Annotated in this window: 24 protein-coding genes and 1 pseudogene; 12 read left to right on the forward strand and 13 right to left on the reverse strand. The window is 61.4% G+C overall.

Annotated elements, in window-relative coordinates:
* Positions 1–68 precede the first annotated feature (68 nt).
* A complete protein-coding gene (locus NXC14_RS19265) occupies positions 69–581 on the reverse strand; it encodes a MarR family winged helix-turn-helix transcriptional regulator (protein WP_085779496.1) in 513 nt (170 codons plus the stop codon).
* 85 nt (positions 582–666) lie between these two features.
* On the opposite strand from NXC14_RS19265, the gene NXC14_RS19270 reads away from it, so the two are divergent.
* From NXC14_RS19270 to cysE, 5 genes are all read left to right on the forward strand, one after another.
* Positions 667–1,455, forward strand: coding sequence for a creatininase family protein (locus NXC14_RS19270; protein ID WP_085779497.1), 789 nt, complete (start codon positions 667–669; stop codon positions 1,453–1,455).
* Between the two features lie 145 nt (positions 1,456–1,600).
* Positions 1,601–2,692 (forward strand): GTP-binding protein, encoded by a 1,092-nt coding sequence (locus tag NXC14_RS19275; RefSeq protein ID WP_085779498.1) that lies wholly within the window; start codon positions 1,601–1,603, stop codon positions 2,690–2,692.
* Entirely contained in the window at positions 2,692–3,681 is a 990-nt protein-coding gene (locus tag NXC14_RS19280) for a WD40 repeat domain-containing protein (RefSeq protein ID WP_085779499.1), read from the forward strand. Before NXC14_RS19275 ends, NXC14_RS19280 begins: the two co-directional genes overlap by 1 nt.
* A 15-nt stretch (positions 3,682–3,696) precedes the next feature.
* Entirely contained in the window at positions 3,697–4,185 is a 489-nt protein-coding gene (locus NXC14_RS19285) for a GNAT family N-acetyltransferase (protein ID WP_085779500.1), read from the forward strand.
* A 70-nt stretch (positions 4,186–4,255) separates the two neighbouring features.
* Entirely contained in the window at positions 4,256–5,074 is an 819-nt protein-coding gene (gene cysE / locus NXC14_RS19290) for a serine O-acetyltransferase (RefSeq protein ID WP_085779501.1), read from the forward strand.
* Here cysE and NXC14_RS19295 read toward each other — a convergent pair.
* The 3 genes and pseudogenes from NXC14_RS19295 to odc2 all read right to left on the reverse strand — a co-directional run bounded on the left by NXC14_RS19295 (position 5,071) and on the right by odc2 (position 8,207).
* Positions 5,071–6,173: pseudogene (locus tag NXC14_RS19295) on the reverse strand (serine hydrolase). The gene cysE and the pseudogene NXC14_RS19295 sit on opposite strands and share 4 nt — an antisense overlap.
* A 213-nt stretch (positions 6,174–6,386) precedes the next feature.
* Positions 6,387–6,977, reverse strand: a complete 591-nt coding sequence (locus NXC14_RS19300; protein WP_085779502.1) for an N-acetyltransferase — start codon at positions 6,975–6,977, stop codon at positions 6,387–6,389.
* Between the two features lie 96 nt (positions 6,978–7,073).
* Positions 7,074–8,207 carry an ornithine/lysine decarboxylase gene (odc2, locus tag NXC14_RS19305; RefSeq protein ID WP_085779503.1) on the reverse strand — a complete coding sequence of 378 codons (1,134 nt, stop codon included), beginning with the start codon at positions 8,205–8,207 and terminating at the stop codon, positions 7,074–7,076.
* Between the two features lie 531 nt (positions 8,208–8,738).
* On the opposite strand from odc2, the gene NXC14_RS19310 reads away from it, so the two are divergent.
* From NXC14_RS19310 to NXC14_RS19320, 3 genes are all read left to right on the forward strand, one after another.
* The gene (locus NXC14_RS19310; RefSeq protein WP_064805022.1) at positions 8,739–9,632 is read left to right on the forward strand and encodes a LysR family transcriptional regulator; all 894 of its coding nucleotides are present in this window, start codon (positions 8,739–8,741) and stop codon (positions 9,630–9,632) included.
* A gap of 130 nt (positions 9,633–9,762) precedes the next feature.
* Positions 9,763–10,404 (forward strand): DUF1007 family protein, encoded by a 642-nt coding sequence (locus NXC14_RS19315; RefSeq protein ID WP_085779504.1) that lies wholly within the window; start codon positions 9,763–9,765, stop codon positions 10,402–10,404.
* Positions 10,398–11,474 (forward strand): nickel/cobalt transporter, encoded by a 1,077-nt coding sequence (locus NXC14_RS19320; RefSeq protein WP_085779505.1) that lies wholly within the window; start codon positions 10,398–10,400, stop codon positions 11,472–11,474. The genes NXC14_RS19315 and NXC14_RS19320 overlap by 7 nt, the downstream gene beginning before the upstream one ends.
* A 1-nt stretch (position 11,475) precedes the next feature.
* On the opposite strand, the gene NXC14_RS19325 is transcribed toward NXC14_RS19320, so the two are convergent.
* The 4 genes from NXC14_RS19325 to NXC14_RS19340 form a co-directional block, all read right to left on the reverse strand.
* Positions 11,476–11,682: a hypothetical protein gene (locus tag NXC14_RS19325; RefSeq protein WP_085779506.1), complete on the reverse strand. Its 207-nt coding sequence runs from the start codon at positions 11,680–11,682 to the stop codon at positions 11,476–11,478.
* Positions 11,679–12,374, reverse strand: a complete 696-nt coding sequence (locus NXC14_RS19330) for a GNAT family protein (RefSeq protein WP_085779507.1) — start codon at positions 12,372–12,374, stop codon at positions 11,679–11,681. Before NXC14_RS19330 ends, NXC14_RS19325 begins: the two co-directional genes overlap by 4 nt.
* A gap of 75 nt (positions 12,375–12,449) precedes the next feature.
* A complete protein-coding gene (locus NXC14_RS19335; protein WP_085779508.1) occupies positions 12,450–13,169 on the reverse strand; it encodes a tellurite resistance TerB family protein in 720 nt (239 codons plus the stop codon).
* Positions 13,170–13,281: 112 nt separating this feature from the next.
* Positions 13,282–13,920: a 2-dehydro-3-deoxy-phosphogluconate aldolase gene (locus NXC14_RS19340; RefSeq protein WP_085779509.1), complete on the reverse strand. Its 639-nt coding sequence runs from the start codon at positions 13,918–13,920 to the stop codon at positions 13,282–13,284.
* Positions 13,921–14,075: 155 nt separating this feature from the next.
* Here NXC14_RS19340 and NXC14_RS19345 point away from each other — a divergent pair, with 155 nt between their 5' ends.
* The 3 genes from NXC14_RS19345 (at position 14,076) to NXC14_RS19355 (ending at position 16,467) form a co-directional block, all read left to right on the forward strand.
* Positions 14,076–14,564, forward strand: a complete 489-nt coding sequence (locus NXC14_RS19345; protein WP_085780198.1) for a CYTH domain-containing protein — start codon at positions 14,076–14,078, stop codon at positions 14,562–14,564.
* Positions 14,542–15,450: a CHAD domain-containing protein gene (locus NXC14_RS19350; RefSeq protein ID WP_085779510.1), complete on the forward strand. Its 909-nt coding sequence runs from the start codon at positions 14,542–14,544 to the stop codon at positions 15,448–15,450. Before NXC14_RS19345 ends, NXC14_RS19350 begins: the two co-directional genes overlap by 23 nt.
* Positions 15,451–15,537: 87 nt before the next feature.
* Positions 15,538–16,467: a rhodanese-related sulfurtransferase gene (locus NXC14_RS19355; protein ID WP_085780199.1), complete on the forward strand. Its 930-nt coding sequence runs from the start codon at positions 15,538–15,540 to the stop codon at positions 16,465–16,467.
* 25 nt (positions 16,468–16,492) lie between these two features.
* Here NXC14_RS19355 and NXC14_RS19360 read toward each other — a convergent pair whose 3' ends face one another.
* Both NXC14_RS19360 and NXC14_RS19365 read right to left on the reverse strand, forming a co-directional pair.
* Positions 16,493–18,706: an EAL domain-containing protein gene (locus tag NXC14_RS19360; RefSeq protein WP_085779511.1), complete on the reverse strand. Its 2,214-nt coding sequence runs from the start codon at positions 18,704–18,706 to the stop codon at positions 16,493–16,495.
* 81 nt (positions 18,707–18,787) lie between these two features.
* Positions 18,788–20,182, reverse strand: coding sequence for a GH1 family beta-glucosidase (locus tag NXC14_RS19365; RefSeq protein ID WP_085779512.1), 1,395 nt, complete (start codon positions 20,180–20,182; stop codon positions 18,788–18,790).
* A gap of 267 nt (positions 20,183–20,449) precedes the next feature.
* Here NXC14_RS19365 and NXC14_RS19370 point away from each other — a divergent pair, with 267 nt between their 5' ends.
* Entirely contained in the window at positions 20,450–20,851 is a 402-nt protein-coding gene (locus tag NXC14_RS19370) for a DoxX family protein (protein WP_085779513.1), read from the forward strand.
* A gap of 30 nt (positions 20,852–20,881) precedes the next feature.
* On the opposite strand, the gene NXC14_RS19375 is transcribed toward NXC14_RS19370, so the two are convergent.
* From NXC14_RS19375 to NXC14_RS19385, 3 genes are all read right to left on the reverse strand, one after another.
* Positions 20,882–22,069 (reverse strand): Gfo/Idh/MocA family oxidoreductase, encoded by a 1,188-nt coding sequence (locus tag NXC14_RS19375; protein ID WP_085779514.1) that lies wholly within the window; start codon positions 22,067–22,069, stop codon positions 20,882–20,884.
* A gap of 194 nt (positions 22,070–22,263) precedes the next feature.
* On the reverse strand, positions 22,264–23,316 hold the full coding sequence (locus NXC14_RS19380; protein ID WP_085779515.1) for a sugar phosphate isomerase/epimerase: 1,053 nt from the start codon (positions 23,314–23,316) through the stop codon (positions 22,264–22,266).
* Positions 23,317–23,564: 248 nt separating this feature from the next.
* Entirely contained in the window at positions 23,565–24,512 is a 948-nt protein-coding gene (locus NXC14_RS19385; RefSeq protein ID WP_085779516.1) for a substrate-binding domain-containing protein, read from the reverse strand.
* Between the last annotated feature and the right edge of the window lie 42 nt (positions 24,513–24,554).

Here is a 24,554-nt window from a genome sequence, read left to right on the forward strand (position 1 = left end):
GCGGTCCCCTTAAAATGTTTAATTAAAAGATTTAACCGGCGGAGGCAATTCGTCTTTCAGGAGAAATTTCAGTCTTCTTCCGGTTCTTCGATACCATGCGCTTCGGTCTGCAGATTGGCGTCGATCGCCTTCAGCAGGCGAACCAGATTGCGGATTTCCTTTTCTGAAAACTCCTGCGTCGCCAGTCGGTCACAGGCCGAGGCCGCCATTTCGATCGCCCGCACGCTGTCACGGCCGAGCGCAGTGAGATAGACCTTGGTGAGGCGCGCATCCTCGGCATCGGGCTTGCGCTCGAGAAAGCCCTGCGCCTCCATGCGGCCGATCGTCCGCGTCATCGTCGGCGCCTTGACCCCGAGCTTTTGCGCAAGGCCGCCCGCTGTCATGCCGTCGCTCTCGGCAAGCGAGAGAATGACGCCGTCCTGGCCGGCATAGAGACCGCTTTCGAACAGGTTGCGCGAGAGCACCGTGCGCATCGAACGGGCCGCCTGGGTGAGCGCCGGAGAAAGATCGACGAGCGTGTACTCCGTCTGGTCCTTCTTCTTGGACTTGCTCTTCTTGCCGTCCTTATGCTTCTTTCCCATAGCCATCCCTTTGATCTTTAAGCCCCGACGCCGCTGCGATATGACATTGCCCATGATCTCGTCATAAACAAGAGGCAACGACCGGATGATGACGCCTTCGCCCCGCTTCGACGACAGCGGCTCGGTCCGTGCCTCCGGCGCAGGCCGCCCGATCGCCCTGCTGCCGCTCGGTGCCCATGAGCAGCATGGCCCTCACCTGCCCTTCGAAACCGACACGCTAATTGCCGACGGCATCGCCGGAAGATTGAAGAAGGCCCTGCCCGCCGGACTGTCGGTAACCTTCCTGCCCACCGAATCGGTCGGCTATTCCGTAGAACATATGGATGTTGAAGGAACGAAGACGCTCGCCTTCGACGAAGCGGTCAACCGCTGGCTCGGCATTGCCGAAAGGCTGGCGAAGAGAGACATTCGCAAATTCGTTATGCTGAACGCCCATGGCGGCAACTCGCCTCTGATATCGGTCGTCGCGACCGAGGCGCGGGTCCGCTTTGCCATGCTGGCGGTGGCGACGAGCTGGACCCGCTTCGGCCTGCCGGATGGCGTGATTGCGCCGGAGGAAAAGGCGATCGGCATCCATGGCGGCGATATCGAGACCTCGGTCATGCTGGCGCTTCACCCCGACAAGGTAGACATGGCAAAGGCTGAGGATTTTTCCTCGCGGCAGACGGAATTCGCCACCCGCTTCAAGCACCTGCGCGCCTACGGCCAGCATGCCTTCGGCTGGAAGATGTCGGACATCAACGAACAAGGCGTGGCTGGCAATGCCGCGGCTGCGACGGCCGAAAAGGGCGAGGCGTTGATTGCCCATGCGGTGAAGGGGCTGGTGGAACTTTTGGAGGATGTCGATGCATTCGACGTCGGCGAACTCCGTTGAAAAAGCGATCGTCTGCATCGTGCGGCGACGTGATCTTATAACATATAAAATCCTTTGAACTGCGGTGCCCATGCCATTATATGAGACCAACCGCTCAAAGGCCGATCCCTAGCCGTTCGGCTGTACGCCTAATTTAGAGGTTCTCATGACCGACGCGATCTCCACCCAGAAGCCTATTCCCGTCACCGTGCTCACCGGTTATCTCGGTGCCGGCAAGACGACCTTGCTCAACCGCATCCTCTCCGAAAACCATGGCAAGAAATATGCGGTCATCGTCAACGAGTTCGGCGAAATCGGCATCGATAACGACCTGATCGTCGAATCGGATGAAGAAATCTACGAGATGAACAATGGCTGCGTCTGTTGCACGGTGCGCGGCGACCTGATCCGCGTCGTCGAAGGCCTGATGCGCCGCCCCGGCCGTTTCGACGGCATCATCGTCGAGACGACGGGCCTTGCCGATCCGGTACCCGTCGCTCAGACTTTCTTCATGGACGACGACGTGCGCGCCAAGACCGAGCTCGACGCCGTCATCGCGCTTGTCGACGCCAAGCACCTGCCGCTGCGCCTGAAGGACAGCCGCGAGGCCGAGGACCAGATCGCCTTCGCCGACGTCGTCGTCATCAACAAGAGCGACCTCGTCACCCCGGACGAACTTGATGTGATCGAAGACATCGTCCGCGCCATCAACCCGGCCGCCCGCGTCTACAAGACCAGCCGCTCCGGCGTCGACCTCGCCCGCGTGCTCGATCAGGGCGCCTTCAACCTGGAACGCGCACTCGAAAACGATCCGCATTTCCTGGAGCACGGCCATGACGACCACGTCTGCGGCCCGGATTGCGATCACGACCACCATCATCATGATCATGATCACGATCATCACCATGATCACCAGCGGCACGATCATCATCATGGCGCCATGTCGGCGATCCACGATGTGACGGTGCAGTCGGTGTCGCTGCGCGGCGGCCAGATGAACCCCGAACGCTTCTTCCCCTGGATCCAGAAGATCACCCAGATGCAGGGCCCGAACATTCTTCGCCTCAAGGGCATCATCGCCTTCAAGGACGATCCCCAGCGTTACGTCGTCCAGGGCGTGCACATGATCATCGAAGGCGATCACCAGCGTCCGTGGAAGGAGGGCGAGAAGCATGAAAGCCGTCTCGTTTTCATCGGCCGCGATCTTGACCGCGAAAAACTCGAGGCTTCCTTCAAGGCCTGCGAGGCAGCTGCCTGATGCCGACAGTTGCACCGCTTGATCTCGACGGCCACGTTCTGGCCGTCGAATTTTTAGGTGATGTTCCCTTCTTCGCAAACGCAAACGGCACGTTTCACCGGCTGGACGGCGGCGAGAGGGTTTCAGAAGCCCATCAGGGCATGCTCACCGCGATCCGCGATCCCTATAGCGGCAGCCTGATCTCGGGCGGCGAGGACGGCAAAGTCCTGCGCATCGCGGCGGACGGCAGCGTCTGCGAACTCGCGACCGCGCCGCGCAAATGGATCTCGCAGGTCGCGGCCGGCCCCCAAGGCGCCATCGCCTATTCCTACGGCAAAAGTTCGCTCGTGCGCCTTGCCGACGGCACGACCAAGGAATTCGCAGAGGAGCGCACGGTCGAAGCCATCGCCTTCGCGCCGAAGGGTCTGCGCATCGCCGCCGCCCGTTACAACGGCGTGTCGCTCCACTGGGTCGGCATGAGCGCCAAACCGGTCGATCTCGAATGGAAAGGCGCGCATACCGGCGTGACCTTCTCGCCGGATGGCAACTTTCTCGTCACCTCGATGCAGGAAAACGCGCTGCACGGCTGGAAGCTCGACAGCAAGCCCGGCACCGAGGCCCGGCACATGCGCATGACGGGCTATCCCGCCAAGGTGAAATCCCTCTCCTGGTCGGTCAAGGGCAAATGGCTCGCCTCGTCGGGGGCGCCGGCAGCCATCGTCTGGCCTTTCCAAGGCAAGGACGGGCCGATGGGCAAGGCACCGCTGGAGCTCGGCACCCGCGCCAATATCATGGCGACCTCAGTGAAGTTCCATCCGCTGGAGGATATCCTCGCCATCGGCTTCGTCGACGGCATGATCCTCGCTGTACGCGTTGCCGACAACAAGGAAGCGCTGCTGCGCCGCCCCGGCAAAGGCGCGATCACGGCGATGAGCTGGAGCGCAAACGGCAAGCTGCTCGCCTTCGCCTCGGAAGCCGGCGATTGCGGCGTCATCGATATCTCGGCTTGAGGCCGCGTTGCTGAAATGGACGACGCTTCGAAGGAAGCTGAACTCGTGACACTCGGCGCCGGGCACATGCGTGCGGCGGCAGAAATCAGGCGCGAGGCGCTCCGGCAGCGCCTGCCCTGGCTGCCCATCCTGCACACGCCTGAGGAAGAAGAGCAGTATTGGCGCATGCATCTGCTGCGCGACTGCACGATTCTCGGCGCGGCCACGGCAAACAGGCTGATCGGTGTCATCGCCTTTGGCGACGACTGGATAGAGCAGCTCTATGTTCTGCCCGATTTCCAGGGCGTCGGCATCGGCTCCCTCCTCCTCGGCCGCGCCAAGCAGGAGATGGAGGATATCCGGCTTTGGACTTTCCGGCGCAATACGGGCGCACGCGCGTTCTATGAGCGACATGGCTTCATCGCCGGCGAAGAGACCGACGGCGCAGACAATGAGGAAAAAGAGCCTGACGTGCTCTATTATTGGCGCCGTCTTCCGGACCGGTTAGAAGATCACGCTTGCTAATCGCCTTGGCTGTGCAAAACATGGAATCCACCCACGACCGCCGGGCCGTGACTTGACAGAGGAAACGTCAATGCCGAAATCGACCGGCCCTGGTTTGGCTGTGCAACAGCCGCAGTCCTTGGATGGCGGATCCGTCTGGACGGTGATCCGGGCTGAGGCGGGCAAGCTTGCGGGGCGCGAGCCGATATTGCGGCGACTGCTGGCGGAGCAGGTGACGGATACCACCGCCAGCCATGAGATCCTCGCCCGCGTGCTGGCGGCGCGGCTCGCGGTAGCGCACGTCGAAACGGGCGATCTGTTCGATCTCATCCTTTCCACGCTCGATGACGATATCATGCGGAAAGTTGAGGCCGATCTCGCCGCCGTGCGCGATCGCGACCCTGCCTGCACCACATTTCTGCATGCGCTTCTGAACCTCAAGGGCTTTCATGCGCTGCAGACGCATCGCGTCGCCCATGCGCTGTGGAGCGCCGGCCGCCGGGAGATCGCCACCTGGCTCGCCAATCTCGCCTCGCTGGTCTTCGGCCCGGATATCCATCCGGCGGCCCAGATCGGCGCTTCCATCATGCTAGACCATGGCTCGGGCATCGTGATCGGCGAAACGGCTGTGATCGAGGACGAAGTATCGATCCTGCAGGACGTCACCCTCGGCGGCACCGGCAAGGAGACGGGCGACCGTCATCCGAAGATCCGCCACGGCGTTATGATCGGCGCAGGCGCCAAGATTCTCGGCAATATCGAAATCGGTGCCTTCAGCAAGATCGCCGCCGGCAGCGTCGTGCTGAAGCCGGTCCCCGAACATTGCACGGTCGCCGGCGTTCCTGCCACTGTCGTTCGTATCCACCGCGGCGATGAGATCCCGGCAGAGACGATGGATCAGAATATCTAAGCTTTCGGGAGACCCCTCGTTTCGCTATGGGCCCTGGTTTTCCAGAATTCTTCGATTTCGGCCCGCCGCTGCGGTGAAGCCGCCCGCACGATGCCGATGATGTCGGCCAGCAAACCACGTAGCAGATCCCGGTAGCCGTTTCGAGCCGAGGGACCGCTCTCTTCGGACGTCATGACGACGGTCAGATCGAGCGCCGCCACGATGTAGAGCATCTGGCCGCCATAACCCCAGGCGAAATGCACCTGCTCGCCGCCGATCTCACGCGTAAACCAGCCATAGCCATATTCGTCGCCGGAGAAGCGCGAATTGGTGCGGTGCTGCCAGGACTGCACGATCCAGTCGGCAGGCACCACCTGCACTCCCTGCGTCGTACGCCCGCCATTGCGATAAAGTTCGCCAAAAGCAAGCAGGGACCGGGCGCTCATTGCCATCTGATTGCCACCGAGATAGATGCCCTGTGGGTCGCGCTCCCATGCGCCGATGCGGAAACCCTCGACCGGGCCGAGCCATTCGCGCGCCAGCGCCAGGGTCGACCGGCCGCTGACTTTGGTCAGAATAGCCGAAAGCAGATGCGTGGATGCGGTGGAATAGAGCATCTCCCTGCCGGGCTGATCGACGAAAGACTGCGAGAGCGCAAAGCGCACCCAGTTGCGCGAGGAGACCCAGCGGCCATAGTTCGGCCCGGACATACGGTCGAGCCCCGCCTGCATGGAGAGAAGATTGCTGATGGTGATGTCGTTGAGGCGCGGGTCGGGCGATGAGGGAAGATCGGCCTTCAGGATCGGCGCGATCTTCTGGTCCGGCCCAGCAAGCAATCCTTTGTCGATCGCGATACCGACGAGCGCCGAAATGATCGATTTCGAGGCGGATTTGATATTGGTCGATTCCGACGGCGAATGACCACGGAAGCCGCGTTCGATGAGCACGCGTCCGTCGCGAGCGACGACCACCGTCTTGAGCGGCCGCAGCGCCGGATCGCTCGCCGCTTGGTCGAGCCGCGGACCAAGCCCGGCGTCGGACGCCGTGGTCTGGACGGACGCCAGGCCTGTTGCGCCAAACGGCAGCAGAAGAAAAGGAGAAGGAAAAAAATACGGATCATGCGGCCGAAGATAGGATATCGCCGCAGTATCTCCGCGTGCCCATGGCACTTTTCACGCGATCGTGTCTGCTGGTGAGCCGCTACCTGCGCCTCATCCTCTCGGCTGGAAAGACAATCCGCGCCGCAACCACGACAGGGCCGCCTGCCCGCATGATCAGCGGCGCGGATAATACCGGCAGGGAAAGTTCCCTATCCCACCGGCGGGCGCGCAGCTCAAGCTGCGCGGCGAACCGGCGCGCTGGCCAGCATTCGTCCCGAGGGAACGATCATGCCGGCCGCGCCGTCAAGCCAGCCTTCGGTGAGCTCAAGCGCGAGAAAGCGCGAACGTTCGAACGGACCTGGCATGACAAGATGGCGTGCCTTTTCGGCGAAGAAGCCGAAACGCTCATAATAGGCGGCATCGCCGACAAGCAGGACGGCGCCATGCCCGCGGTTCTTCGCTTCGAGAACCGCCGCGCGCATCAAGGCCGAGCCGACGCCCTTGCCGCCATGATGGCAATCGACGGCCAGGGGGCCGAGCAGCAGCGCGTTGATCGGCGTGCCTTCGGCGTTGACGCCGGCCTCGACGTTCCAGAGCCGTACCGTGCCGATCAGATGGCCGTCGCGATCACGCGCGACCAGCGCAAGTCCTTCGGCCGGAATGCGGTTGCGACGGATTTTCTCCGACGATTTCTTGCGGCGGTCAGTGCCCATGACGCGATCGAGCAGGTTTTCACGCGCGACGACATCCGACGGATTTTCGGCGTCGACGGTGAAAATGGAGGGCGCAAAGAATGCGCGGACAGAATCAAGAACAGCGGCCATCGTGGCCTCCCGCACTCAAAACCGTTTCAGACGGTGACTTCGGAGAATTGTGGATTTGCCGCCCCGGCTGGTTACGGGACTAGCAGAAACAAGACCTTAGATGACGTAGGCCTTCAGCGGCTCGAAGCCGTTAAAAGCGACTGCCGAGTAGGTCGTCGTATAAGCGCCGGTGCCTTCGATCAGCACCTCGTCGCCGATCGTCAGAGACAGCGGCAGCGGATAGAGGTTCTTTTCATACAGCACGTCGGCCGAGTCGCAGGTCGGGCCGGCGATCACGCAGGGCTCCATCTCGTCGCCGTCGCGCTCGGTGCGGATCGGGTAACGGATGGCCTCGTCCATGGTTTCGGCGAGACCGCCGAACTTGCCGATGTCGAGGAAGACCCAGCGGGCGTCGTCATTGTCCGACTTCTTGGAGATCAGCACGACTTCCGCCTTGATGACACCGGCATTTCCGACCATGCCGCGACCCGGCTCGATGATCGTCTGCGGGATCTGGTTGCCGAAATGCGTGCGCAGCGCCTGATAGATCGACTTGCCGTAAGCTTCCGCGGACGGAACGTCGCGCAGATACTTGGTCGGAAAGCCGCCGCCCATGTTGACCATCTGCAGGTGGATGCCCTGCTTGGCAAGCTGGACGAAGACACGCTTGGCATCGGCCAGAGCCGAATCCCAGGCATCGACCTTGGTCATCTGTGAGCCGACATGGAACGAGACGCCGTAGGACTGCAGGCCGAGCTGATGGGCGTAGACGAGAACGTCGACCGCCATCTGCGGAACGCAGCCGAACTTGCGCGACAGCGGCCATTCGGCGCCTTCGCCATCGGTGAGCACGCGGCAGAAGACACGGGCGCCGGGAGCGGCGCGCGAGATCTTCTCGACTTCCTCGTGGCTGTCGACCGCAAAGAGGCTGACGCCGAGCGCGTGCGCGCGAGCAACGTCACGCTCCTTCTTGATCGTGTTGCCATAGGAGATGCGGGCAGCGGTCGCACCGGCTTCGAGCGCCATTTCGATTTCGGCAACGGATGCGCAATCGAAATTGGAGCCGAGGCCTGCGAGCAGCTTCAGCACTTCCGGAGCCGGGTTGGCCTTGACGGCGTAGTAAATGGCGCTATCCGGCATGGCGTGACGGAAGGCGTGGAAATTATCTCTGATAACATCGAGGTCAACCACGAGGCAGGGACCGTCGGGACGTCGGGTTGCGAGAAAGTCGCGGATGCGCTGGGTGGTCATTTCAGTTCCCTCTTCCAATTCCAGAGCTCCGGCATGAACCGGAGGACAAAGGGCATACGAGAACTCGCATTGGAACCAGCCGGTGGAGACCCCGGAACCATAGCAAGCGCTCGATGCGCGGATAGTGAACCAACGCCGCGGACGCGGTGTAAGTTCGGCTTTGTCTGCCATGGATTGGAGGGAGAGTCCCAACCGCACTTCCGGCAATGATGGTGTGCCTCTTCAGTAACCCCCACTGATGGAAAGCAGGGAGAGAACAAAAAGGCCCGCACCGTCGTTGCTTCAGGCGTCCTCGCATTTTCCGGTTGGCCGGAATAGCGACTGGAGGGGTTAATTCCAGGTACCTTACCGATTTCCTCACCAATTCGAGGGTTCGGCGGACACCCATGGGCACGTGCGACTTTGGGCTGACTGGGAGATAAGAATATTCGCCTTCATAATCAAGCGATTTTTTGATCCTGTGGGCAAAAAAATAATTGAACAGGACGGGCCAATTTGTTCAATGTTCCGAAACAGTTCTAGGAAAGCACCATGGATACCTTGACGCGCATACGCGCCTTCATCGATGTCGTCGAGGCTGAGGGCTTTTCCGCCGCCGCCAGGCGCACCGGCCGCTCAAAGGCGCTGCTGTCGAAATATGTGCGTGAACTGGAAGACGAGCTCGGCGCGTTGCTGCTCAACCGCACCACCCGGCAGTTCTCCATGACGGAGGCCGGCCACACCTATTATCGCAGCGCCTCCGATATTTTGAAGGAGATCGACAACCTTGCCGATCTCGTGCGCGAAAACAATGCACAGCTGAAGGGACGGTTGCGCGTCTCCGTCCCCCGCACCTTCGTCGACGCCGACGTGGGCCAGTCGCTGATCGATTTCGCCGGCGAGAACCCGGACCTTTCGCTGGAGATTGCCGCCGACGACCGGTTCGTCGACCTGATCGAGGAAGGGTTTGACGTGGCGATCCGCATCAGCAAGCTCGAAGATTCCGGCATGATCGCCCGCAAGATCTCCGATTTCCGCGTCCATCTCTGCGCCACCCCGGATTTTCTCGAGCGCCATCCCGATCTCGAGCATCCAAGCGACATTTCCAATCTTCCCTTCATCGTCGACACCAATTCGCGCACCCAAGGCAGCATCCGCTTCCACAATCCTGACAACACAACCTTCGCCGTCGCCGTCTCCGGGCCGATTGAGGTCAACAGCCCGCACGCGACGCTGCGCGCTGCCCTCGCCGGGATCGGCATCGCCCTTATTCCCGATTTCATCGCCCGCAAGCCGATCGAAAGTGGCGAGCTGGTGACGCTATTCAACGATTACATCCCGACCGACCGCGGCATCTACGCCGTCTATCCGCACCGTCGATACCTGCCGGCCAAGGTGAGGATCTTTGTCGATTACCTGCACAATTGGTTCAAGAAGCATCCTTGAGATCTGCACGGCAGGACCTGTCCGGTCGGACGATGGAGCGGTGCCGATGGGGACTCACCGACAAACCGGTCCCAATTCCGTCCCAATTTCTGGCAAGAACTCGGGTCGAGCGAATAAGGCAGCGGGACGCATGAACAAATCCATACCATTGATCACCGCGCTTCTTTCGCTGGCGCCGGCCGCCGCCTTTGCGCATCCGCACATCTTCGTGGAGGCGCGGCTCGAAGTCGTGGCCGGCGCTGACGGCGGCGTCGAGGAACTGCGTAATGTCTGGCGCTTTGACGAGGTCTTTTCCTCTTCGGTCGTCATGGATTTCGACAAGAACACCGATCTGAAGCTGGAGCCGAACGAACTCGCGCAAGTCGGCAAAACGGTGAAGCAATCGCTTGCCGATTACGATTATTACATGAACCTGACGATCAACGGGAAGAGCATCACCGTCCAGCAGCCGGACATCATCCATGTCGACTATAAGAACGGTCAGCTCCTGATGTTCTTTGCGGTCAAGCCGGCGGAGAAGATGCCGCTCAAGGGCAGGCTTACCTTCGGCGTCTACGATCCGACGCTCTATACGTCGATTGATTTTCCCACAGACAACGAGCTGGCAACGGTGGGCGACGGCTTCAAGGCCTGCAAACACCAGGTGGTAAGGCCGGATGCCGACGAGGTGATATCGCAAAACAAGCAGTCGCTGACGGACGCCTTCTTCAACGACCCCACCGGCACCAACATGTCCAAACTCTTCGCCACACGGCTGGAGCTCACATGCTGATCAGACGCCCGTCCCTCATCCTTTCCGCAGCACTGCTCGCGCTCCTGACGGCGGCAAGCCTCGCCCACGCGCAATCGCCGCTCGGCATCGGCACGGCCGAACCGAGTTTTCAACCGACAGGCGGACCGTTTGCGCCGCTTTTGCTCTACGTGAACTATGAACAGCAGGCCTTCTACAGGGCGCTGACTGGTGCGCTGAAGGGCATGCGCGAAGATCCGTGGCAGCTGACATCGCTGATCGGCCTTTCCTTCGCCTACGGCGTCTTCCATGCCGCCGGCCCCGGTCACGGCAAGGCGGTCATCTCCTCCTACATGATCGCCAACGAGGTCGAGCTGAAGCGCGGCGTGGTTATTTCCTTCATTTCGGCTTTCATTCAGGGCGTCGTCGCCATGGCGCTGGTCGGCGGCGCCTGGCTGGTGCTGCGCGGCACCGGGATTACGCTGACGACAGCCACTCATGCCATGGAAATCGTGAGCTTCATCATGGTCATCCTCTTCGGTGGCTGGCTGCTGTTCCGCAAACTGCGTTCGATGGCAAGCCATCTGCCGCGCCGCCGGCTGTTGGCGACGTCGGCCGGTCCGGTGTCCATGATGCTGGAATGGAAGGATAACGCAGCCGAACGCCAGTCCTATGCCTTCAACGGCAAGGCGCAGGCCGTGAACGCCGGTCACAGCTTCGTTCCCGGCATCGCCTGCCAGACCTGCGGCAATACGCACGTGCCCGATCCGGCCCTGCTCGCCGGCGACAGGTTCAGCGTCCGCGAGGCCTGGTCGGCGATCGTAGCCGTCGGCCTTCGACCCTGCTCCGGGGCTTTGCTTGTCATGACGTTCTCGCTGCTGAACGGCCTCTATCTCGGCGGCGCGCTTTCGGTCGCTGCCATGTCGCTCGGCACGGCGATCACGGTTTCCGTGCTCGCGACCCTTGCCGTCACCGCCAAGAGTGCGGCGGTCCGCCTCTCCGGACGCGGCTCGACGGCTTCCGTCTGGGTTGGCAACGCCATTGAAATCCTCGGCGCCCTGCTTGTCGTCCTGATGGGCGCCGTCCTGCTCGGCGCCTCCCTGCAACGGTAGACTATTTTCCTCTGTGGCGCTGATAGCGCGCCCGCAGCCAGAAGACCGCAAAAAACGCCATGATCAGGCAGAAGCCGACTGTAATCCCCAGCGTCGGCGAGAAATTGCCGATCCATAGAACGATGGTCGGCAGAAAATAGAGGACGATGCCCGCGCCGAGCAGGATGACAGCGGCGGCGATCGCCTGCGAGCGGCTTTCCGGGCTCACGCGAGCCTTTCCTTTTCCAGATCCGCACGAATATCCTGCAGGCGGCGGATCTGTTTGCCGGCCGCGTCAAAATTTTCGGGCGAAAGCCAGGCCTCGAAAGCATCGTTGATCAGCGGCCATTCGGCGTCGATCATCGAGAACCAGGCGGTGTCGCGATTGCGATGCTTGGAGATCATGTGCTGACGGAACACCCCTTCAAAGCTGAAGCCGTAGCGCAATGCCGTCGCCTTGCTCGCCTCGTTCTTGTTGTCGCATTTCCATTCGTAGCGGCGATAGCCGAGATCCTCGAAAACATGTTTGGCCATCAGGTAATGCGCTTCGGTGGACAGCGGCGAACGGCTCATCTCGGGACCATGAGCCACGCCACCGATTTCGACGACGCCGTTTGCCGGGTCGGCGCGCATGTAGTTCGCCATGCCGACGACCTTGCCTGTGGCGTTGTCACGGAAGATATGGGTGAGCCAGCCGGACTTGGTGTCGACGCTTTCCAGCCAGTTGGCGAAATCCTCGATACCGGAGAAGTCGTCTTGCGCGAAATAAAGAAGCAGCCGGTTGATGCCCATGCCGCCGAGCCCGTCCCACAGCGCCTCGAGATGTTCTTCGCGACGATAGGGCTCGACCGTGACGAAACGGCCTTTCAGCGTAACCGGCTTCGGCGCCGGGCAGCCCTTGAAATTTGCAAGATCGCGCATGTTCACTCCCCTATTCCAGAGCCTTCCCCGGGAGGGGATAGGCCAGTCGCCCGATAAAGGCAACCGGCCTGGATGTCACTGTGACAAGGTCGTCTTGGCGGATGACACCGTCGCCTCGATATGGTCGACCAGCTGATCGGCGAGGCCGAGTCGCCCCGCAAGCAGATCGAGATAACCGCGCTCGGCGCGCGAATCCGGATCGATGGTCAGCCGCGAAGCGGTGTAGAGCTCGACGCGCTGTTCTTCCGTGACCGCCGCAGCTACGAGCGCGTCGATATCCGTCGGTGACGCAAGTTCGCCCTCGATGAAAGCGGCGACCTCGCCGCTGACGTCAGCGGCCTTGATCTTGTCCATGATCAGGGCGCGTTCGGCGTCGTCGATATGGCCGTCGGCCTTGGCTGCGGCGATCATCGCCCGGATCAGCACCAGCACGAATTCGTTGCTGCCAGCAGGCGATGCCGGTCCGAAACCGGATTCGACGGGCGGCGGCAGGAGCACCGGATTGTTTGCCGACGGCGCATCCGAGGGGGCCGCGGGCGCTTGGCCCGACTGATAGTTCTTGTAAGCCTGATAGCCGAGGCCGGCGATAGCGGCAAGACCGCCGATCGCCAATGCATTGCCGGCGATACTGCGACCGGTCTTGGTGCCGAGAAGCACGGCTGCGATCGCGCCGGTCTTCATCGGATTGTTCTTTGCCGTCTGCATGGCCTCGCCCGCCCTGTCGCGGACTGAACCGCCGAGACCCGGCACCTGCGAACCCAAGAACTGGTCGAGAAGCTTCTTTGCGTCGAACATTCCTCGTCGTCTCCCTGTTTGAGGCCGGAGGAGAACATAGGTTTGCGACGGCTGAAATACAAATATTGGGCGTGGGGGCTGTGCCTGGCGCTCATACCCCGCCCATGCAACCTCAGGCCTTCAGCGCGGCGGCCTCAGCCGCAAGCTTGGTAATGCCGGTCCAGTCGCCGGCTGCGACCAGTTCCTTTGGCGCAACCCACGAACCGCCGACACAGACGACGTTCGGCAGCGAAAGATAATCCCTGGCGTTCTTCAGCGAAATGCTGCCGGTCGGGCAGAACAGCGTGCCAGCGAGCGGCGAAGAGAGTGCCTTGAGATAAGCGGCGCCCCCGGCCTGCTCGGCAGGAAAGAACTTCAGCACCTGATAGCCTTCCTCACGCAGCGCCATGACTTCGCTGGCGGTCGCAGCTCCCGGAAGCAGCGGCACGTCGGAATCGGCGGCGGCATCAATCAGCTCCTGCGTCGTGCCCGGGCTGACGATGAACTTCGAGCCGGCCTCGACAGCCGCTTCCCAATGGGCGGCATTCAGGATGGTGCCGGCGCCGACTTCGGCGCCCTCGACCTCGGCGGCGACGGCGCGCACGGCCTCGAGTGCCGCCGGCGTGCGCATGGTGATCTCGATTGCTTTCAGGCCGCCTGCGACGAGCGCGCGGGCCAGCGGCACCGCCGACCTGGCATCGTCAACGATCAGGACCGGAACGACCGGCTGGAGTTTCAGGATGGAAAGGAGCTTCTCTGTTTTCTCGCCCATGGTCGCACGACCTCCTTGAAACGATTGAAATTTGCATTCCGAATAACGCCCTCGCCGAACCTTGTCGAGATAAAACCCGGCTGCGTGAGAAGAAGGGTATGAAATGCCTGGAAATTGGTCTACCGTGCGGCGATCGTCACAAAAGGTTCACCGACATGGCGAAAGAGATCGAGCGGAAGTTTCTTGTACGCGGCGATGGATGGCGTTCCGCCGTCGAGAGCAAGTCTGTCCTGAGACAGGGTTACATCGCCTCGATGGACGACCGTTCCGTCCGCGTTCGCACCCTCGACGGCAGGAAAGCGAAGCTGACGATCAAGATTGGCCGCAGTGCCATCACCCGTGGCGAATTCGAATATGACATCCCGATTGCCGATGCCGAGGAGCTGCTGCAGAGCGCGATCGGCGTCGTCATCGAGAAGACGCGCTACCGCGTCCCGCATCAAGGCTTCGTCTGGGAAGTCGACGTCTTTGCCGGTGAGCATCGCGGACTGGTGATTGCCGAAGTGGAGATGACGGCAGAAACTGACAAACCCGTCCTGCCCGCCTGGCTTGGCCGCGAAGTGACCGGCGATTTCCGCTACTCCAACCAGGCCCTTGCCACAGAATACGGGCACGACAGGCATGGCCTATCGCATTCGGCCTGACGCCGATTTCACCGAGGCATTCAGGAGCGTCGCGACTGAGCAGCTGGAAGGTGCCATTACCTTTCTCGAAGAGCGGCCGGACGGTGCGCACGAGGCGATCCATTCCTTCCGAAAAAACCTGAAGCGATTGCGCTCGCTCTACCGGCTCGTCGCGCGCGAGGTGCCGGATTTCCAGAAACAGGAAAATGCAAGACTGCGTGATGCCGCGCGCTCGCTTTCGGCAATCCGCGACGCTGCCGCGCTCATCGGCACCGCCCAATATTTGCAGCATTCAGCCCGCGGGCAAGAGGAAAGCGAGGCGCTCGGCCGGATCGTCACCATTCTCGAGGGGCGCCGCGACTGGATGGCGGAGGCCGAGAGCGGCCTGCAACGGCGGCTGATAGAAGCCCCAGGCGTGCTGAAGGAGGCAATCGCGGCTTTGGATGGCATTTCCTTCGATGGCAGCCACCGCAAGAACGCACGCATGCTGGCGAAGAGCTGGCGCCGCACCGCGCGCAAGGCCAAGGCGGCACTTGCCAGATGCCACGGCGATGCATCAGCCGGGGATTTCCATGATCTGCGCAAACGCTCCTATGATTATCGGCTCTACCACGCTCTTTTGCGCGACATCTGGCCGACCGCGATGAAGGCCAAGCGCGATGCGGCCAAGGAACTGGTCGAGGATCTCGGCCACATCCATGACCTTGCCGTACTCTGTGAGCTGGTCGAAGCCGAGCCGCAGCTCTTCACCCGCAACGACGATCTAGCGCATCTTCTTGACGCGATCATCTTCCGCCAGCAGGAAGACCGGCGGCACGCCCTCCTCAAAGCCGAAACCGTCTTCGCCGATGATCCCGATGAGGAATCGGAGCGTATCGAGCTTCTCTGGCTGACGGCTGCGAATTGAGCGATGGGCAGGCGCGATCCTGAAGACGGTAGGCCGCCTGCGCGGAAGGCAATTGCGCGAACGGTCAATTTTCTGTATTTCCCGCCCATGACCGACAGCCTGACACACATCGGCCCGTTCCTGGTAGCGGCGCTCTACCATTTCGTATCCGTACCGCGCTTTGCCACCTTGCAGGCCCCGCTGCAGGCGCTGTGCGAGGAAAACGACATCAAGGGAACGCTGCTTCTGGCGCATGAGGGCATCAACGGTACGATCGCGGGACCGGATGCCGGCATTCACGCCGTGCTCGCCTTCCTGCGTGCCCAGCCGGAATTTGCGAGCCTGGAGCACAAGGAAAGCCGCGCCTCGAAAATGCCCTTCCTGCGCATGAAGGTGAAGCTGAAGAAGGAAATCGTCACCATGGGCGTCGAGAACATCGACCCCAATAAGACTGTCGGTACTTATGTGGCGCCCAGGGACTGGAACGCGCTGATCTCCGATCCCGATACGATCGTCATCGACACCCGCAACGACTATGAGACGGCAATCGGTACCTTTCGCGGCGCGCTCGACCCCAAGACCAAGACATTCCGCGAATTTCCTGATTGGGTGCGCCGGAATACGGGGCTGCACAACAAGCCGAAGGTCGCCATGTATTGCACCGGCGGCATACGCTGCGAGAAGGCCACGGCCTTCATGAAGGCCGAGGGTTTCGACGAGGTCTATCATCTAAAGGGCGGCATTCTGAAATATCTGGAGGAAGTGCCGCAGGAAGAAAGCCTCTGGGAGGGCGCCTGTTTCGTCTTTGATGAGCGTGTATCCGTCGAATACGGCCTGAAGGAAGGCGAGCACCGGCTGTGCCACGCCTGCCGCAACCCGATCACTTCAGAGGAAATTGCCTCGCCGCTTTATGAGGAAGGCGTTTCCTGCAGCCACTGTTATCACACGAGGACAGAGGAAGACCGGCTGCGCTACCGTCAGCGGCAGCATCAGATCGCGCTGGCGAAAAAACGCGGCCAACGGCATATCGGCAGCTGATGAGTTCGCCCCGGTGAGCTCGCCGTCAGGCCGCGCCGAGGCGGCGCCGGGTTGATTGCTCCGCAGTACGAAGCTCGTTCAGCATCTCGGTAATTCGCTCGGCCGCCAGAGGCTTTCCGAACAAATAGCCCTGCAGACAGTCGCAGCCGAACAAGCGCATGGCAACCGCCTGTCCCTCTGTCTCGATGCCTTCCGCCGTCACCGGGATATCGAGCGAGCGGGCGAGCGCCACCGTTGCCTGCAGCATTTCGCGCTGGCGCTTGTCCTCGTTGACGCCCATGACCAGTGAGCGGTCGATCTTGATGCGGTCGAAGCCGAACTGTCTGAGATAGCCGATCGAAGAGAAGCCGGAACCGAAGTCATCAAGCGCCACTTTAACCCCCAGCCCCTTCAGCCGTTCAATCGACTGGCGAGTGCGCTGCGGATTCTGAATCATGTAACCTTCGGTGATCTCGAGCGTGATGCGGCTGGCCTCGATCTCCGTCTGCTTCAACACGTAGCGCACATAATCGGTGAAGGCGGGATTGCGGAACTGGCCGGGCGAGACATTGACCGAGACGTTCAGTTCCGGCCACTGCTTGGCCGTTTCGCAGGCCTTGCGCAGCACGAACAGGCCGAGCGATTCAATGAGGCCGCTGGTCTCGGCGATCGGAATGAACACCTCGGGCGAAACCGGGCCGTGGCCCGGACGGTTCCAGCGCACCAGCGCCTCGACGCCGGTCAGCGCATGCGTCCCCGCATCGACCAGCGGCTGATAGGCAAGCGTCAGGTCACCGCTTTCAATGGCGATTCTGAGATCGAGCTCCAGCGCATTGCGCTGCTGCCGGTCCGCATCCATCGACGGATCGTAAAGCATCATCCGCGCACGGCCCGCCTCCTTCGCCTTGTACATGGCAAGGTCGGAACGGCGCACCAGTTCCTCGCGATCGATTGCACCGGCAGGCGACATGGCGATGCCGATGCTGGCGCCAACGACGACAACACGGCGACCGATCTCCAGCGGCTCGACGAGAAAATCAAGGATCTGCTCGGCAAGCTGGAGGGCGGCAGCGTTCTCGGCATCGGAGAGAAAGGCGATCGCAAATTCATCCCCGCCGATACGGGCGAGAACTGCGCCTTGCGGGATCAATACTTTAAGGCCGGCCGCGACCGCGCGGATCAACTGGTCGCCGGTGCCATGCCCATAGCTGTCATTGACTTCCTTGAAACCGTCGAGGTCGAGATAGAGGAGCAGCACATTGCGTTTGCTCTGGCGCGCTTCGAGGACAAAACGATCGACGGCGAGCCCGAGGCCGTCGCGATTGGAAAGGCCGCTCAGCCTGTCGCGCAGCGCCTCTTCGCGCGCGCTGTTTTCCTCCGCCTTCAGGCGTCGGCCGGCCAACCAGCCGATGGCCAGCAGCACCACGAAGAAGAGCCCAACGAGACCGAGTGCCTGGATGACCATCGGCCGCACTTGCGCGTAGGCGATATTGCCGGGTGAGCGAGAATTCCAGACGAGCTTGCCGATTGTTGCCCCCGACGGATCGGCGATAGGTACGAGATATTCGGCCGCGAAATTCGGCGGCGCCAGCCTCAGTCCGCCGATCACATAGGTCTGCCCGAGACCGGCCACCCTGTCGTCATCGAGATGGCGGGCGAAAATAAGATAACGGTGCTGCCCGGCGGGCGCATCAAGCGCGCCGGATTTCTTCCGCACCAATGCCACACCGACAGCGGCAATGCCGCGTTTGCTGGTGATGAAACCGACCGCCTGGGGCGTCTCGGCCGTGCCGGCCGCCTTGACCGCGTCGAACAGTTTCCACAGCGAAGGCGCGAAGAAATCCGCCGGCGGCTCCTCCATCGGCTTGCCGTCGCGATAGGCCATGATCGAGTTCTTCGCATCATCGACAACGATCGCCATGTCGAAAAGCGAGCTGTTGACCGACATCTCGCCGTAGTTGCTGACCGTCCACGCCATGCCATCGGACGCATAGACGTTGGCGGCGGCATCATCCCAGGCGGCATAATCGTCGAGCGTCGCGCCGAGCTGATCCTCGAAGGTCTTCAACGCGCCGATCGTCGTTTCGCGCGAGCGCTCGTCGTCAAGGACATTGGCGTTCTCAGCGACGCGTTCGAGTGCCGTCAACACCATGATGGTGGCGACCGCGACGATGACAGCAAAGGAGAACAGCACGCCCGTGACGGTGATGTGACGGCCTATGGCCGATCCCCTGCCCTGCAATTTTGCGAGTATTTGCATTCCGGCTCCCTGACCAGCGGAGTTTGCCAGTCAAGGGTTCAGAAACGTTTAAGCAACTGCCTGTTGCAGCTTTCCGCCGGTCTATTTTTTCAGTTTGTTCTGCTGAGCCGGCATGTGATTGCCTTTCGGAAATTCTGCCGCAACTGCGCTATACCATTTGCCGCTCTTCTTCACCGTGCGGACCTGCGTTTGGTAATCGACATGGACGAGGCCAAAGCGCATACGGTAGCCTTCGGCCCATTCGAAATTATCCATCAGGCTCCAGGCGAAATAGCCGCGCATGGGGTAACCGTCCTTGATGAGGTCGGCCACGACGTCGAGATGATCGCCGAGATAATCGAGACGCATCGTATCGTCGACCTCGCCATCGACAACACCAGTATTGTCGCAGGCGCCGTTTTCGGTAATGTAGCATTCCGGCAGGTCATAGCGGCGATAAAGGTTCTCGACCAGGAGCTTCAACCCCGGCGCATAGATTTCCCAGCCAATATCGGTCTTGATGTCACTTCTCGGCGGCGCTTTCATCGTCCAGGGGAAATCGCCTTTTCGTTCGGCATCGTCGACGACGCGCTCGGGCGTGTAGTAATTCAGACCCCACCAATCGAGCTTCTGGCTGATGAGCTTCAGATCGCCGTCTTCGATGACGGGCATGCGGTCACCGAGCGCCTCGACGAATTCCTTCGGATATTCGCCTTTGAAGACGGGATCGAAGAAGGCGCCGTTGTGGAACTGATGCGCACGTTCGGCGGCGGCAAGATCGGCCGGGCTGTCGGAGCCCGGCATGATCGAGGCGGCGTTGAGCACAAGTCCGACCGGCACATTGGGAGCTTCCGAACGGATTGCCTCGACGCCGAGTCCGTGGGCAAGATTCATGTAATGCATGGCGTGAAGGGCAGCCTGCATATTGCGCTCACCCGGAGCATGGATACCGTAGAGGTGGCTCAGCCAGACGATGCACCAGGGCTCGTTGAAGGTGGCGACGGCATCGAGACGGTCGCCGAGGCGGCTCATGACAGTCTTGGCGTATCGCTGAAAGGCATAGGCAGTCGAGCGCGCCGTCCAACCGCCATCGCCCGCGAGCAGCAGGGGCAGGTCCCAATGGTAGAGCGTCGCGAAGGTCTTGATCCCGCGCGCCTTGCAGCCGTCGACCAGCCGATCGTAGAAGTCAAGGCCCGCCTCGTTCACGGGACCCGTGCCCTCCGGGATGATACGCGGCCAGGCAATGGAGAAGCGATAAGCTTCGACACCCATCTCCTTGATGAGATCGAGGTCCTGCTCCAGGCGGTTATAGTGGTCGCAGGCAACGTCGCCGTTGTCGCGATTGTAGACGCGGCCGGGCATGTTGCAGAAAGCATCCCAGATGGACGGCTTGCGGCCATCGGCCTTGCCGGCGCCCTCGATCTGGAAGGCGGCGGTGGCAACACCGAAGGTGAAATCACCGGGAAAGCGGCTTGCAAGCGTCTTCGCATCGATCATCTGTAAATCCTGTCTCTCAGCATCTGAATTGACCGTGGGGCTCGGATTTAGCCAAGCCGACAGGCAAAGTACAGGCCCGGCAGCAGAAAAACTGCAACGTTACAGTATAGGCTATCGAGCGGCGGAGACTGCGCAAGCCAGCCGCTTCGACTTGCCGCGTTTTTCGCCTCCGATTGCTCTCATAACGCGAATGTCAGCAGTCGTGACTTGCTGCCGAGCCCATGATCACTACACAGCGAAGGCATCGCCAAACATGAAAGGAACCCAATGCTCTCTTCAATCCATCTGCTGCAGCCGCATCTGCTGAGCCTGATGCGCATCGTCTCGTCGCTTGTGCTTTTCAGCTATGGAACGCAGAAGATCCTGCATTTTCCGGCCGCGGCAAGCGCGCCGCCGATCGGCTCGCTCTCCTGGATTGCCGGACTGATCGAACTCATCCTCGGCTTCCTCGTCCTGGTGGGATTCCAGACCCGCATCGCAGCCTTCGTGCTCTCGGGGCTGATGGCATTCGCCTATTTTATCGGCCATGCGGGCAAAAGCTTTTATCCCGCGCAGAACGGCGGCGTCGCTGCAATCCTGTTCTGCTTCGTGTTTCTCTATCTGGTGGCGGCAGGCGCCGGCCCGCTCAGCGTCGATAACCTGCTGAAGCGTGGCCGCGCTGCTGCCTAATGACCATAAGCAAAACGCCGATCGGTAGTCTCAGACCTTGACCCATGCGCCGTTTTTCTTCGAAGAGGCAACGCAGGCCTCGACGAAGGCCACGCCCCTCACGCCGTCATCGACGGTGGGGTAGACCACAGCCTTGTCGACAGCCTTGCCCTTCTTGCGGGCGTTGATCGCATGTGCGGCTTCCGTATAGATCGTCGCGAATGCCTCAAGGTAACCTTCCGGATGCCCCGACGGCACCCGCGAGACACGACCGGCCGCCGCTCCGGCGCCGGCGCCGCCGCGGGTGATCAGCCGCTTAGGCTCGCCGAACGGCGTGTACCATAGATAGTTCGGGTCCTTCTGGGTCCATTCCAGCCCGCCCTTGGTTCCGTAGACGCGAACCATCAGGCCGTTTTCATGGCCGGGCGCCACCTGGCTGCACCAGAGCATGCCCTTGGCCGGCTTTTCCGCGCCCTTCGCCTTGAAACGCAGCATGACATGAGCATTGTCATCAAGCCGGCGGCCGGGAACAAAGCTGTCGAGATCGGCAGCCAGGCTGTCGAGTTCCAGGCCAGTTATGAACGAAGCGAGATTATAGGCATGCGTGCCGATATCGCCTGTGGACCCGCCGACGCCGGACTGGGCCGGATCGGTGCGCCAAGCCGCCTGCTTTTGGCCGGTCTGTTCGACCGCTTCCGTCAGCCAGTCCTGCGGATATTCGGCCTGGACCACTCTGATATCGCCGAGCTCACCGTTCGCGACCATCTCGCGCGCCTGACGCACCATCGGATACCCGGTGTAGTTGTGCGTCAGCACGAAGAGCGCGCCGCTCTCGTCGGCCACCTTCTTCAGCTTCTTCGCGTCCGCAAGGTTCGATGTCAGCGGCTTGTCGCAGATAACATGGATGCCGCGTTTCAGGAATTCCTTGGCCGCGTCGTAATGCACATGGTTCGGGGTAACGATCGCGACCGCCTCGATGCCGTTCTTCAGCTTCGCCTCGCGGATCGCCATTTCGCGGTAGCTGGAATAGGTTCGCGACGGGTCAAGTCCAAGGTCGCGGCCGGACTGAACCGCCTTCTCAGGCGTCGACGACAATGCGCCGGCGATGAGATCGTACTGATCGTCGATGCGGGCTGCGATGCGGTGCACCGCACCGATGAACGCGCCCGCGCCGCCGCCCACCATCCCCAGCCGGATGCGCGGCTCGCGTGTCTGTTCCGATGATGCTTCGATTGCCATTCTTGTCCTCCTGAAATTTAACCTGGCGCGGATGCGCGCCCCTCATCCGGCTGCCGCCACCTTCTCCCCGCTCGCGGGGAGAAGGGGATATGCCGCGGTATTTACGCCCACCTCGACGGCCGGTGCGGCAAGTCCCCTCTCCCCGTCAGAACGGGAGAGGGTTAGGGTGAGGGGCAGCCTCACGGCACGTCTTTTTAAAGCCCGAGCATCCGCCGATTGGCCGCCTGGTCCGTGCCGCCGGCCGCGAAATCGTCGAAGGCCTTTTCGGTGACGCGGATGATATGTGCGGCCACGAATTCGGCCCCCTCCCAGGCGCCGTCCTCCGGATGTTTCAGCGCACACTCCCATTCGACCACAGCCCAGCCGTCGAAATTATTGGCCGTCATCTTCGAGAAGACCGCACCGAAATCGACCTGACCGTCGCCGAGCGAGCGGAAGCGGCCGGCGCGTTCCACCCAGCCTTGGTAACCGCCATAGACGCCCTGGCGCCCGGTCGGATTGAACTCCGCATCCTTGACGTGGAACATCTTGATGCGGTCCTTGTAGATGTCGATGTTCTCGAGATAGTCGAGGCATTGCAGGATGTAGTGCGAGGGATCGTAGAGCATGTTGGCGCGCGGATGGTTCTTCACCCGCTCCAGGAACATCTCGAAAGTGATGCCGTCATGCAGGTCCTCGCCCGGATGGATCTCGTAGCAGACGTCGATGCCGTTCTCATCGGCATGGTTGAGAATCGGCGTCCAGCGGCGGGCAAGCTCGTCGAAGGCCGTCTCCACCAGACCGGCGGGACGCTGCGGCCAGGGATAGATGAAGGGCCAGGCGAGCGCGCCGGAGAAGGTCGCATGCGCCTTGAGGCCGAGGTTTTTCGATGCTGTCAGCGCCATCTTGACCTGCTCGACCGCCCATTCCTGGCGGGCTTTCGGATTGCCGCGCACCTCGGGGGCCGCAAAGCCGTCGAATGCTTCGTCATAGGCGGGGTGAACGGCAACCAGCTGGCCTTGCAGATGGGTCGAGAGCTCAGTGATTTCGATGCCGTTTTCGCGGGCCTTGCCGGCGAACTCGTCGCAATAATCCTTGGAGGTTGCTGCCTTTTTCAGATCGATCAGCTGGCTCGCCCAGGTCGGAACCTGAACGCCCTTGTAACCGATGTCGGCCGCCCATTTGGTGATCGCGTCCCAGGAATTGAAAGGCGCGGTATCGCCCGCGAACTGGCCAAGGAAAAGGCCGGGACCCTTGATCGTCTTCATGTCAGATTCCTCCCTGAATATCGACCGTAAACGTTTCTGAAGAACTTGTAGCACGCATTTCGGCGGGAGCAAGGTGCCTCCTCGCACTTGCCGCCGGATTGGCGCGAGGCCAGATGCGGTATGGCTGCGACCTAATCATGATGGGCTGTGGCGGGCAAGAGGTACGTGCAGCATTTTCGCCGTCCGCCAGGTGAGGACATAAAAATGCGCCCATCCTTGCGAATGGGCGCACCTGCCTGATCAAGTGATCAGAACGGAGAATCCGGGAAGTAGAAGTTCTTGGCATTCTCCTTGGTGACGAGCGTCGCGTCGAGGATGTAGTTGCCGTGAACCGGGACCTGGTCGTAGAGTGCCGCCGCCGTCAACTCCATTGCCGTGCCGACCATTGCCGGGGGATAGAGAACGTCGACCGGGATCAGCTTGTCGCCGTCCATGACCTTCTTGACCATGTCCTTGGAGCCGGCGCCGGCGACGACATATTGAATGTCGGTGCGCTTGGCCTGCTCGATCGCCTGCAGAACGCCAACGGCCATATCGTCGTCCTGGCACCAGACGACGTCGATCTTCGGGTACTTCGTCAGGTAGTCCTGCATCACCTTGAAGGCGTCGTCGCGGTTCCAGTTGCCGTACTGGCGGTCGAGAACCTTGACCTTGGAGCCGGCGATACCCTTGTCGAAGCCGTCCTGGCGCTGCTGGTCGATCGGGATCGGCAGACCGCGGATGACGACGACTTGGGCTTCCGGCGTCTTTTCGGCAATATATTTGCCGGCGACTTCACCGAGGGCAGGGTTGTTGCCGGCGACGTAAAGATCACGCACGGAATTGTCGTTATTCGACGGCGCGCGGTCGACAAGTGCTACGAACTTGCCCTTGTCCTTGACCTCCTTGATGGCGTTGACGAGCGGATCCGGATCCGACGGCAGGATGACGAGCGCATCGATGCCTTGCGTATCGAGGTCCTGCACGGCGTTTGCCTGCGTGGCGGCATCCGGCGAGGTCTTGACGATGACGTTCAGGCCCGGATGTTCCGACATCAGCTTCTTGGCAATACGCTCGGCATGGAACACGACGCCGGAGGTCCAGCCGTGATCGGCGGCCGGAATGGACACACCGATCGTGTAGTTCTTGTCCTGGGCGTAGGCTGCGCCGGCAAAAGCCACCCCCGCAACCGCCAGACCCAACATGAGCTTGCGCATGCTATTTCCTCCCAAAAATATCAGGGACTTGTCCAATCCGAG

Origin of the sequence: Rhizobium sp. NXC14 (assembly GCF_002117485.1) — a bacterium.
GTDB lineage: Bacteria > Pseudomonadota > Alphaproteobacteria > Rhizobiales > Rhizobiaceae > Rhizobium.

Coding starts and splice junctions, on each gene's coding strand:
- NXC14_RS19375 (WP_085779514.1), bottom strand. CDS start 22,069: ATGGCAATCGAAGCATCATCGGAACAGACACGCGAGCCGCGCATCCGG.
- NXC14_RS19360 (WP_085779511.1), bottom strand. CDS start 18,706: ATGCAAATACTCGCAAAATTGCAGGGCAGGGGATCGGCCATAGGCCGT.
- NXC14_RS19365 (WP_085779512.1), bottom strand. CDS start 20,182: ATGATCGATGCGAAGACGCTTGCAAGCCGCTTTCCCGGTGATTTCACC.
- NXC14_RS19310 (WP_064805022.1), top strand. CDS start 8,739: ATGGATACCTTGACGCGCATACGCGCCTTCATCGATGTCGTCGAGGCT.
- NXC14_RS19270 (WP_085779497.1), top strand. CDS start 667: ATGATGACGCCTTCGCCCCGCTTCGACGACAGCGGCTCGGTCCGTGCC.
- NXC14_RS19315 (WP_085779504.1), top strand. CDS start 9,763: ATGAACAAATCCATACCATTGATCACCGCGCTTCTTTCGCTGGCGCCG.
- NXC14_RS19335 (WP_085779508.1), bottom strand. CDS start 13,169: ATGTTCGACGCAAAGAAGCTTCTCGACCAGTTCTTGGGTTCGCAGGTG.
- NXC14_RS19330 (WP_085779507.1), bottom strand. CDS start 12,374: ATGCGCGATCTTGCAAATTTCAAGGGCTGCCCGGCGCCGAAGCCGGTT.
- NXC14_RS19285 (WP_085779500.1), top strand. CDS start 3,697: ATGGACGACGCTTCGAAGGAAGCTGAACTCGTGACACTCGGCGCCGGG.
- NXC14_RS19385 (WP_085779516.1), bottom strand. CDS start 24,512: ATGCGCAAGCTCATGTTGGGTCTGGCGGTTGCGGGGGTGGCTTTTGCC.
- odc2 (WP_085779503.1), bottom strand. CDS start 8,207: ATGACCACCCAGCGCATCCGCGACTTTCTCGCAACCCGACGTCCCGAC.
- NXC14_RS19340 (WP_085779509.1), bottom strand. CDS start 13,920: ATGGGCGAGAAAACAGAGAAGCTCCTTTCCATCCTGAAACTCCAGCCG.
- NXC14_RS19300 (WP_085779502.1), bottom strand. CDS start 6,977: ATGGCCGCTGTTCTTGATTCTGTCCGCGCATTCTTTGCGCCCTCCATT.
- NXC14_RS19265 (WP_085779496.1), bottom strand. CDS start 581: ATGGGAAAGAAGCATAAGGACGGCAAGAAGAGCAAGTCCAAGAAGAAG.
- NXC14_RS19320 (WP_085779505.1), top strand. CDS start 10,398: ATGCTGATCAGACGCCCGTCCCTCATCCTTTCCGCAGCACTGCTCGCG.
- NXC14_RS19350 (WP_085779510.1), top strand. CDS start 14,542: ATGGCCTATCGCATTCGGCCTGACGCCGATTTCACCGAGGCATTCAGG.
- NXC14_RS19370 (WP_085779513.1), top strand. CDS start 20,450: ATGCTCTCTTCAATCCATCTGCTGCAGCCGCATCTGCTGAGCCTGATG.
- NXC14_RS19380 (WP_085779515.1), bottom strand. CDS start 23,316: ATGAAGACGATCAAGGGTCCCGGCCTTTTCCTTGGCCAGTTCGCGGGC.
- NXC14_RS19355 (WP_085780199.1), top strand. CDS start 15,538: ATGACCGACAGCCTGACACACATCGGCCCGTTCCTGGTAGCGGCGCTC.
- NXC14_RS19275 (WP_085779498.1), top strand. CDS start 1,601: ATGACCGACGCGATCTCCACCCAGAAGCCTATTCCCGTCACCGTGCTC.
- NXC14_RS19345 (WP_085780198.1), top strand. CDS start 14,076: ATGGCGAAAGAGATCGAGCGGAAGTTTCTTGTACGCGGCGATGGATGG.
- cysE (WP_085779501.1), top strand. CDS start 4,256: ATGCCGAAATCGACCGGCCCTGGTTTGGCTGTGCAACAGCCGCAGTCC.
- NXC14_RS19280 (WP_085779499.1), top strand. CDS start 2,692: ATGCCGACAGTTGCACCGCTTGATCTCGACGGCCACGTTCTGGCCGTC.